This is a genomic window from Streptomyces sp. NPDC057253, from assembly GCF_042669125.1.
Lineage (GTDB): Bacteria > Actinomycetota > Actinomycetes > Streptomycetales > Streptomycetaceae > Streptomyces.
Genome location: NZ_JBHUXV010000274.1, coordinates 1 through 3,611, shown reverse-complemented (window position 1 = coordinate 3,611; position 3,611 = coordinate 1). Strand labels below are relative to the sequence as shown.

At 70.9% G+C, this 3,611-nt stretch carries 4 protein-coding genes and 2 pseudogenes; 2 read left to right on the top strand and 4 right to left on the bottom strand.

Features of this window, described 5'->3' with window-relative positions:
- A pseudogene (locus ACFULQ_RS48815) lies at positions 1-120 on the top strand (polysaccharide deacetylase family protein); the annotation flags it as partial.
- 32 nt (positions 121-152) lie between these two features.
- On the opposite strand, the gene ACFULQ_RS48810 reads toward ACFULQ_RS48815, so the two are convergent.
- The gene (locus ACFULQ_RS48810; RefSeq protein ID WP_383558231.1) at positions 153-824 is read right to left on the bottom strand and encodes a class F sortase; all 672 of its coding nucleotides are present in this window, start codon (positions 822-824) and stop codon (positions 153-155) included.
- Positions 825-1,156: 332 nt separating this feature from the next.
- On the opposite strand from ACFULQ_RS48810, the gene ACFULQ_RS48805 reads away from it, so the two are divergent.
- Entirely contained in the window at positions 1,157-1,648 is a 492-nt protein-coding gene (locus ACFULQ_RS48805) for a hypothetical protein (protein WP_383558228.1), read from the top strand.
- A gap of 177 nt (positions 1,649-1,825) precedes the next feature.
- On the opposite strand, the gene ACFULQ_RS48800 is transcribed toward ACFULQ_RS48805, so the two are convergent.
- From ACFULQ_RS48800 to ACFULQ_RS48790, 3 genes and pseudogenes are all read right to left on the bottom strand, one after another.
- On the bottom strand, positions 1,826-2,359 hold the full coding sequence (locus ACFULQ_RS48800; RefSeq protein ID WP_383558226.1) for a hypothetical protein: 534 nt from the start codon (positions 2,357-2,359) through the stop codon (positions 1,826-1,828).
- A 205-nt stretch (positions 2,360-2,564) separates the two neighbouring features.
- The gene (locus ACFULQ_RS48795) at positions 2,565-3,329 is read right to left on the bottom strand and encodes a hypothetical protein (RefSeq protein WP_383558224.1); all 765 of its coding nucleotides are present in this window, start codon (positions 3,327-3,329) and stop codon (positions 2,565-2,567) included.
- A gap of 21 nt (positions 3,330-3,350) precedes the next feature.
- A pseudogene (locus tag ACFULQ_RS48790) lies at positions 3,351-3,611 on the bottom strand (hypothetical protein); the annotation flags it as partial.

The window sequence follows — 3,611 nt, the reverse complement described above, 5'->3', positions numbered from 1 at the left end:
GTGCTCTCGCACGACGCCGGGGGCGACCGCTCCCAGAGTGTCCGGGCGCTGCGCGACTATCTCCCGCACCTGCTCGACTCCGGCTACCACATCACCGTCCCGCGACGGCAGTACGCATAACCGGAAATGCGGCCCGCCGGGCCGGGGAACGCTCAGCGGACCTCGGCCAGGCGGGCGAACGCGACGACGTTCCCGGCATAACCGTTCTGCTTCGAGAAACCGCCCCCGCAGGTGATGACCCGCAATTCCGGGGTGCCCTTGGAACCGTAGACACGGTCGCCGGGGAAATTGTTCTTCTCGAAGACCTCGATGCCGTAGATCTCGAAGATCGCCGTCTTTCCGTCCTTGCGTCGGATCTCGACGAGATTTCCCTTCTTCAGGGCCCCGAGTCCGTAGAACACGGCGGGGCCCTGCTTGTTGTCGACATGGCCCACGACGACGGCGGTGCCCTTCTCGCCCGGGGAGACCGCGCCGGTGAACCAGCCGGCCAGGTTCGGGTCCTCCGGCGGCGGCGCGCCGACCCAGCCGTCCGGGTCCAGGCCGACCGGCAGCACCGGCGCGTCGACCCGGATCGCCGGGATCAGCACCCGGTCGGGCGCGGCGAACGGCAGCGCGGCGGGGGTGTTGCCGAACGTGGTGCCGTGCACCCGGCTGTCCGCGGCGGCCGCCGAGGCGGGCTGCGGCGGGCCGACGTCGAACTCCCCCGAACCGTTCCGGATGAGGGCGAGACCGGTCAGCAGAACAAGCGCTATCACGCCCCAGGGAGCGCGCTTCCTCCGCTGCTCCTCCTCTTCGGCCAGACCGGCCAGCTCGGACGCAGACATTGACTTCCCCTCTCGACGCGGCCGTCGCCACGTCATTCGCGCATACGAGAACGCTAAGTCCCCCGCGCGCGACCGGCGACGGGTCGAAGGCGAACGGGTGGCCCCCGAATGCGGCTGGTGCGCCATCCGAGTTGCCGTGAACAGGAATTTTCTGACGGTCCGTGACCTGCGGAGATATCCGATTGTGTGCTTTTCCTTCGGCGTGTTGGCTCACCAGGACGGACCATTGCCGAAATGCGGTGCGGCGCACGGCATCTGAGGGTCTGTCTGGGAGGCGCTTTCTCGCCGATCAACCGGGGACCGTTCCCGGGGCGTCTCCCGCGGAGGATCACATGCGTACTACTCGTGCCCTGGCGGCCGCCGGCGCCGCGGTCGCGGTTCTCGGGCTCGCCACCCCGGTCGCCGTCGCCAAGGACGGCATGAACCTGTCCCCGAGCAATGTCGTCGCCCTGCCCAGCGTCATCGCCCGGGGCGGTCAGCTGACCATCACCGTCAACAACTGCACCGGCCCGGCCACCGCCAGCTCGGACGCCTTCCCGACGGTCACGCTGCGCACCGGCCCCGGCAACGTGGCGACGGGACGGGCCACCGTCAACCAGAACGCGCGGACGGGGTCGCACAGCATCAGCGTCGTGTGCCGGAACGGCACCGTCATCAACCCCACGGCCTTCACCGTCATCGGCGGTGTCCGCGGTGGTCTCGGCGGCAGCAGCTCCACCGGCGCCACCCCGACGGACATGGCCATCGGCGGCGGTCTCGTGGCGCTCGCGGTCATCGGCGGCGGCGTGTTCTGGATGCGCCGCCGGTCGGAGCGGCACATCTGATCTCCGCCCCCTTCGGAGACCGTCTGCGGCGCCCGGTGTCCGCCCCCTTCGGAGACCACTTGCCGCACCCGGTCTCCGCCTGCTTCGGAGATCATCCGCCGCGCCCCACCCGGTCCTCCGCCCCGCCCCGGCCCGCTCCGGGGTCCGGGGCGGAGGACCGTGCGGTCCACGGAGCCGTCAGGCGCCGTCCTCGCCGCCGCGGCGGCGGGAGAGGTAGTACGCCGTCCCGACCGAGCCGGCGATGAGCGCGGCCCCCAGGCCGATCTCCTTGAGGTCGAAGCCGGCGAGGCTGCCGCCCTCACCGGCCTGCACACCCCGGCCGGGGTAGAGCGGTACGGGTGTGGGGGCGACCGGACGGCTGCCCGCGATGGTCAGACTCGTGGACCCGCTGACGCCGTCACAGGTGAAGGTCACCCGGTGGACCGTGCCGGGCCTGGCGTCCCAGTCGACGACGGCGATCGCCTGGCTTCTGTTCGAGGGGATGGTGATGGTGTCGAAGACCGCCGAGGTGACCGTCGCCGAGCCCTTGCAGCCGCCGTGGTCCCGCTCCAGCAGCAGCGTCACCTCCCCGCCCGCGGCGACGGTCGAGGGCAGGACGCTGAACCCGAAGGGCGTGATGTTGGTGTCGCTCCTCGCCGCGGCGGCCGGTGCGGACAGGGCGAGGGCGGTCAGGCCCAGCAGTGCGGCCGAAGCGACGCGTATCGCGCGCATGGTGGTTCCTCCGGTCCCCGAGGAGCAGCTGCGGACCTTTTCCGCCTACGTCAGAAATGCACCTCGATGACCGAAACGCTAGGAACAGGTGTACGTCTTCGCGATCTCTGTCGCTCCGAATGGGGCACAGATGTGGGCCGCTCAGGGGACGCCGACGGCGTGTCGCGCGTCGGACGCCCCCTTGCCACCCAGTGGTGAGCGGCCGTCAGCCCTTGATGTCCGGGAAGAGCGTGAGGAACGGCTCCGCCGAGGCCGTGATGCCACGGCTGTAGGGGGCGTCGAAGTCCCAGATCAGGAAGAGCAGGAAGGCGATCAGTGCGGAGAACAGGCCGGCGAGGATCAGCTCGCGGGCCGTACGCCTGATCTGGAGCGCGAACACCATCCCGATGGTGATGACGGCCCCGCCCAGCAGGCCGAACCAGACCACCCCGGGCATGGTGGGCTCGACCGAGTCCGCGCGGGCGTTGCGGGCCTGGTCCACGGCGGCCACCTGGTCGACGAGCGGTTGGTAGGCCTGGGCCTCGAAGTCGGTCGCCGGCTGGTAGGAGGTGACGTCCGTGCGGATCCGGTCGAGGAGCTCGGTGCCGCGCTCGGTCGTGCGGCCGTGGTCGGCCATCTCCTTCCACTCGGTGGTGACGACGTGTCCGACATAGGCGTTGACATCGGACCGAATGCGGTCACGGACGTCGGCCGGATAGACCTGGACCCGCTCCGAGATCTCGTGCAGGGCCTGCGCCTCCGCCTGGACGTGGTCCTGTGCGGCACTGCGGGCCTCCCACACGCCCGCGATGGCCAGACCCAGCACGATGGCGTACACCACCCCGATCCACATCGTCATGTACTCGATGACGTCCGGGGTCTCGCTGGGATCCTCGTCCACGGGCGCCGCCTTGTGGCGGATCAGCGTGATGACGACCACCACGGCGCACGCGGCCAGCATCGCGAGGATGAGAACAAGCCATTCCGGCAAGGGATGCCTCCAGGATCGGCACTAGCGGGGCCGCAGGGCGGCCACGGCGACCACCGCGGGCGCGGTGATGAGCAGGACGTAGATCACGGGCGAGGTCGTGCTGTGCGTGGTCCGGTCGGGTGCCTTCGCGTGGTGGTACGCCGGGTAGGTCACCGGGCTCGCGGAGGGACCCGGGGCCGGCCTGGGCGGCGTCCGTGTCGGGGTCGGGGTGGGAGTAGGGGTCGGGGTGGGCTCGGGGGGCGGGGTGGGCCGGGGCGCGGCCGGCCGGGGGGCCGGTGCGGG